Raw genomic sequence first — 4,314 nt, 5'->3', positions numbered from 1 at the left:
TTACAAATAAAGAAATAAAAAAAATGATTATGTAGTTGCTAGAGTTGGATATTTTTTTAGAGATGTGCATGAGAGAAGATGCAAGGTGATAGTGGAAAGTAATTTAAATATATCTTTAAGCGATTCTTTTATAATAGTAAGTAAAGAGGAAGCAGAGGAACTTATAAGAGAGAAGATGAAACCTAATGATGTTATAAATTATCTTAAAGAAGAAAACAGAAAATTAAAAGAGAAAATTAAAGAGCTTGAGGCTTAATTTATTTTTTTATATGCTGTAGTAAATTATATTCAATTATATTTTGAGGCAGTAAAAAAGGAAATTAATATGCAGGAATATATTTATGAGCCTGATATAGATTATTTTAAAAGCATATTTAAAATGTTCAACTATGATGATATAGATTTGGAGTTTTTAAAGCAACTTCTTAAAAATTATACCATTCAATTTAGAAGAATGATTTTGAATATGAATTATACAGAACCTACGAAAGAAAACAGACTTCCATTCATATCTATAAAAAATTATATATGCTATGAGGCAGCTAGACTTTTAACTGTTAATTTTGTATCCAACAGCGACTTGATAGATTTTATACGAATAGAGAGTCTTCGTTTGAAAGAGCTTGCCATGAAAGATTTGTCAAGTATTGTAGTTGATGAGAATAGTTATGAGAGTGTTCGTTTGGAAGGCAATATAAAAAAGCCTTAATAATTATGACTATTGAAAAATTATTTAATTAAAAAATATACTGAGAATTTTTAAGTTTGTCAATTTTATGTCTTTTATATATTGTAGAATATAAGGCTATATTATTTGCGTTTTTTACAACTTTTTTGTGCGAAAAAAAAATTGATAATAGATTTATCAAATATAAAAAATGATAATTATTTTTTATTTAATTTTTCAATAAGTCTGTTATGTACATCTCAAAAATAAAAATTAAAAAGGTTATGATATGATACATTTCAAAAATAGTGTTATATATATTTTGGATAATTTCATGAACTTTATGGCTGATGAGTATATAGATTTTTCAGGCAATAAAGTTCAAGGAGATAATCAATTAAATAAACTTTTAGATGATAAATTAAATATAGAATGTTTTAGTTTAGGTGCTTTAAAGTCTATGAGTAAATCATTTCTTTGGGCTACTATATCAGACGGTGAGAGCAGAGGAAGCAATTCATATATTGGGGATTCTGCAGGTTTTGCTGATGATATATGTTTAAAGGCACATGTTTATAAAGAGCTTAAGGCTGGAGAATCTTTTCTTGCTTATACTATGCTGCCTTTAGCATTAAATCAGGCTTCGCGTTATTGGATATCAAAGCTCAATGATGAGGGCGAGCGTATAGTTTTATCTCCTGTTCTTAAATGGGAATCTCCATCTTTTGACAGCGAAAATAATAAAAGGCAATTGAATGATTTTTCATCTATAAGGGGTGTAAGTTTTTTTCTTAATATTAATTTTAGGATCATGACAGGGAGTTATTTAAATGAAGTTCTTTACTAATTTAATAAACAATTCATTTCATAAAAAAGTTTATGATTATGTATTAAACAGAGATAAACTTTATAAAATAAAAATTACTTCTTCTCCTTCAAATGCAAAAATAACAATGAACGGTGAAGAAAAATATTTCGGAGCTTACAAGAAAGGAGAAATTATAAATTATCAAGTGAGTATTGAAGGCTATAGCACAAAAGAAGGAAGCATAACGGTTGATAATAGAGATGTTTCGAAGAATATAGTTTTAGAAAGTATGTGATTGTTAAAATATTATCAGAACGCAGTGAATAAAATTTTAGGGGTGGGTGGGTGGGGTTATAATAGTAAAAAATAAAATTATAGTTTTTTTATTTTAATAATTGCATAGCATAAATTATTTAGGAACTTGTCAAAAAAGTTGATATAAATAAAAAATATAGTTTTTAAATTATGTATTTATATAGAGGCAAAATAATGAGCATTTTTGATTTGAAAGGTAATTTAATGAATGATGAGGACGGCTTAAAAGTTGTAAGCGGTTCTAGTTATAAAGTTAGAATAGCAAAAACAAAAAAGAGAGATGAAAAAATTAATTTTTCTTCTAATGATGTAAAAGGAAAATATTTAATATATCCTTCGCAAGTTGGACTTACTCCTACTACAGAATCAATAAGTAAAGAGTATGTAGGATCTCCTTCTTCAGAAAGTTATGCAGGTGCAACAACTTATGCAGGAGATATTTCTTATGGAGCTTTTCCAAATTCAAATGCATATTATGCTAGTTTAATATGGGCTAATGTTTATACTAAAGAAATTACTGGTAATTTACTTTGCATTAACTCTTTTAATAATTTTGCAATAAGGTTTAATAAATCTACAGAAGATGAAAGTATCAATATGCTTGAAATTATTATTGAAGAAGAAAATGGATATAATAGTAATTTCATTGATATTTATGCTGATATGAAGCAGAAAGATTTAATTGAATCTTTAAATAAAATAAAAAATGTAAAAGCATTTTTAATTACAGGAAATGAAGATGATGAAGTTAATTTTACTAATTTGATAAATGGATTAAAAGAGTATAATACAGAAAATAATAAAACCGAATACCTGCTTAGTTTCAAAAGAGTAGGATTAATAGAAAGCGGTATATTTGATGATGAGGCAAAAAAGAAATATCCTAAATATCAAAGCATAATATATCCGAGATTTGGAGAGGCACAATATTATAATATAGCATTATATGACAGTTCAAAAAACATGGACGGAAATCAGTATATAGGCTGCGAAAGTAAATCAATTAATTTTAATTTTGCTAATAAAGCTATGACGGAAATTAGTTCTTCTCTATGGGCTTTAGAGGAGATTTCAATAGATAAAGATTCTATACTTTATGAGGAGAGAGTAGAAGAGAGAGATGCTGTAATGGCACAGACTTCTAAGTATCCGACTAAACTTTTTATAAATGGTACTGAAGCTTCTTCTGTAAGTGATATTTCTTTATCTTTTGAATGGACTAAAGAAGAAAAATTTAATATTTCATCAAAGAGATATTCTTTTCCAAATTCAAAATTCACACTAAGTTTTTCAGGCAATGCCGTTTTTAATATTCAGTCTAAAGAACTTTTTTATAACAGAGTTTTAAATGGAAACAGGCAGTCATTTATTATATCATCAAATACAAGATTCAAAAATAAAGATTATCCTTTTGTTTTTGTGAGTACAGATGTTGGAGGAAGTCCTTCATTTCCTGCAATAGAACCTAAAGAGCTTTCAATATCTTTAAATAATTTTAAAGCTGTAGAGCAGTCTAATGATATGAACAGTAATTATTTAATAGCATTTACAGACAGAGAAGATTTATTTTAGTAAAAAACAATAAATTTAAGCATTAGCTTGATATTTTATTATTAAAGTTTTAATAAGGTACAGATTTGTATAATATATGATAATTAAAAATAATATTAAGAAAATGTTATAAATTACTTAAAGAAATTGACTATTATACTTTTTTTGATATACTGTTATAGATTGTTTAATTATTTATATATTTAAGGAGTTCAACTATGAAAAAGCTAATAGTAATTTTATCAATTCTATTTTCTATGTTGATGTTTGTTGTATCATGTAATAGAGGAACAGAACAAAACAGTGGTAGAAAATTTGGTTACACTGCTATGACAATGAATAATCCATTCTTTTTAACAATTTCAGAATCTATAAAATCAGAATTAGAAAAAAATGGAGACACTTTAATAGTGTTGGATCCTCAGCTTGATCAGGCTAAACAGATATCTCAAGTTGAAGATATGATAGCACAAGGTATAGAATTGCTATTTTTGAATCCTGTAGATTGGCAGGGTGTAAAACCTGCATTAGATGCGGCAAAAGCTGCTGGAATTCCTATTGTAAATTTTGATGCTGACGTTTATGATTCGGATTTAGTAGATGCAATAGTTATATCTGATAATTATCAGGCTGGATATTTATGCGGTGAAGATTTGGCTAAGCGTATGCCTGAAGGTGGTAAATTAGCTATTATAGAACATGCTGTTGCTAAATCAGTTTTGGATAGAATTAAAGGTTTTTATGATGGATTAGGAACTGTTAGTAATAAATTTGAATTAGTATCAAGACAAGATGGTTTAGGTCAATTGGAAATTACATTGTCTATAGCAGAAAATATATTACAGGCGAATCCAGATGTTCAAGTATTTTTTGGAGGAAATGATCCTATAGCTTTGGGTGTAGTTGCTGCTTTAAAAGCTGCTAATAAAACAGGGGTATTAGTATATGGAGTTGATGGTTCTCCTGAAATTAA

At 27.1% G+C, this 4,314-nt stretch carries 6 protein-coding genes; all 6 read left to right on the top strand.

All coding sequences use genetic code 11. The features are described from left to right. The first annotated feature begins 91 nt into the window (after window positions 1–91). Complete coding sequence (locus Q1J76_RS02850) at window positions 92–256, top strand: hypothetical protein (RefSeq protein ID WP_300366494.1); 165 nt, start codon at window positions 92–94, stop codon at window positions 254–256. A gap of 69 nt (window positions 257–325) precedes the next feature. Continuing rightward, window positions 326–709, top strand: a complete 384-nt coding sequence (locus tag Q1J76_RS02845; protein WP_300366491.1) for a hypothetical protein — start codon at window positions 326–328, stop codon at window positions 707–709. A gap of 247 nt (window positions 710–956) precedes the next feature. Next, window positions 957–1,514, top strand: coding sequence for a phage capsid protein (locus Q1J76_RS02840; RefSeq protein ID WP_300366488.1), 558 nt, complete (start codon window positions 957–959; stop codon window positions 1,512–1,514). Beyond that, entirely contained in the window at window positions 1,498–1,770 is a 273-nt protein-coding gene (locus Q1J76_RS02835; RefSeq protein ID WP_300366485.1) for a hypothetical protein, read from the top strand. The genes Q1J76_RS02840 and Q1J76_RS02835 overlap by 17 nt, the downstream gene beginning before the upstream one ends. Window positions 1,771–1,964: 194 nt before the next feature. Further along, window positions 1,965–3,362, top strand: a complete 1,398-nt coding sequence (locus Q1J76_RS02830) for a phage tail protein (protein ID WP_300366482.1) — start codon at window positions 1,965–1,967, stop codon at window positions 3,360–3,362. A gap of 197 nt (window positions 3,363–3,559) precedes the next feature. Continuing rightward, a partial coding sequence (locus Q1J76_RS02825; protein ID WP_300366479.1) for a sugar ABC transporter substrate-binding protein occupies window positions 3,560–4,314 on the top strand: 755 nt, incomplete at its 3' end.

Origin of the sequence: Brachyspira sp. (assembly GCF_029258575.1) — a bacterium.
Classification (GTDB): domain Bacteria; phylum Spirochaetota; class Brachyspiria; order Brachyspirales; family Brachyspiraceae; genus Brachyspira.
Note: the sequence above shows the minus strand (reverse complement) of the source record. Positions and strands in the feature narration are given on the sequence as shown.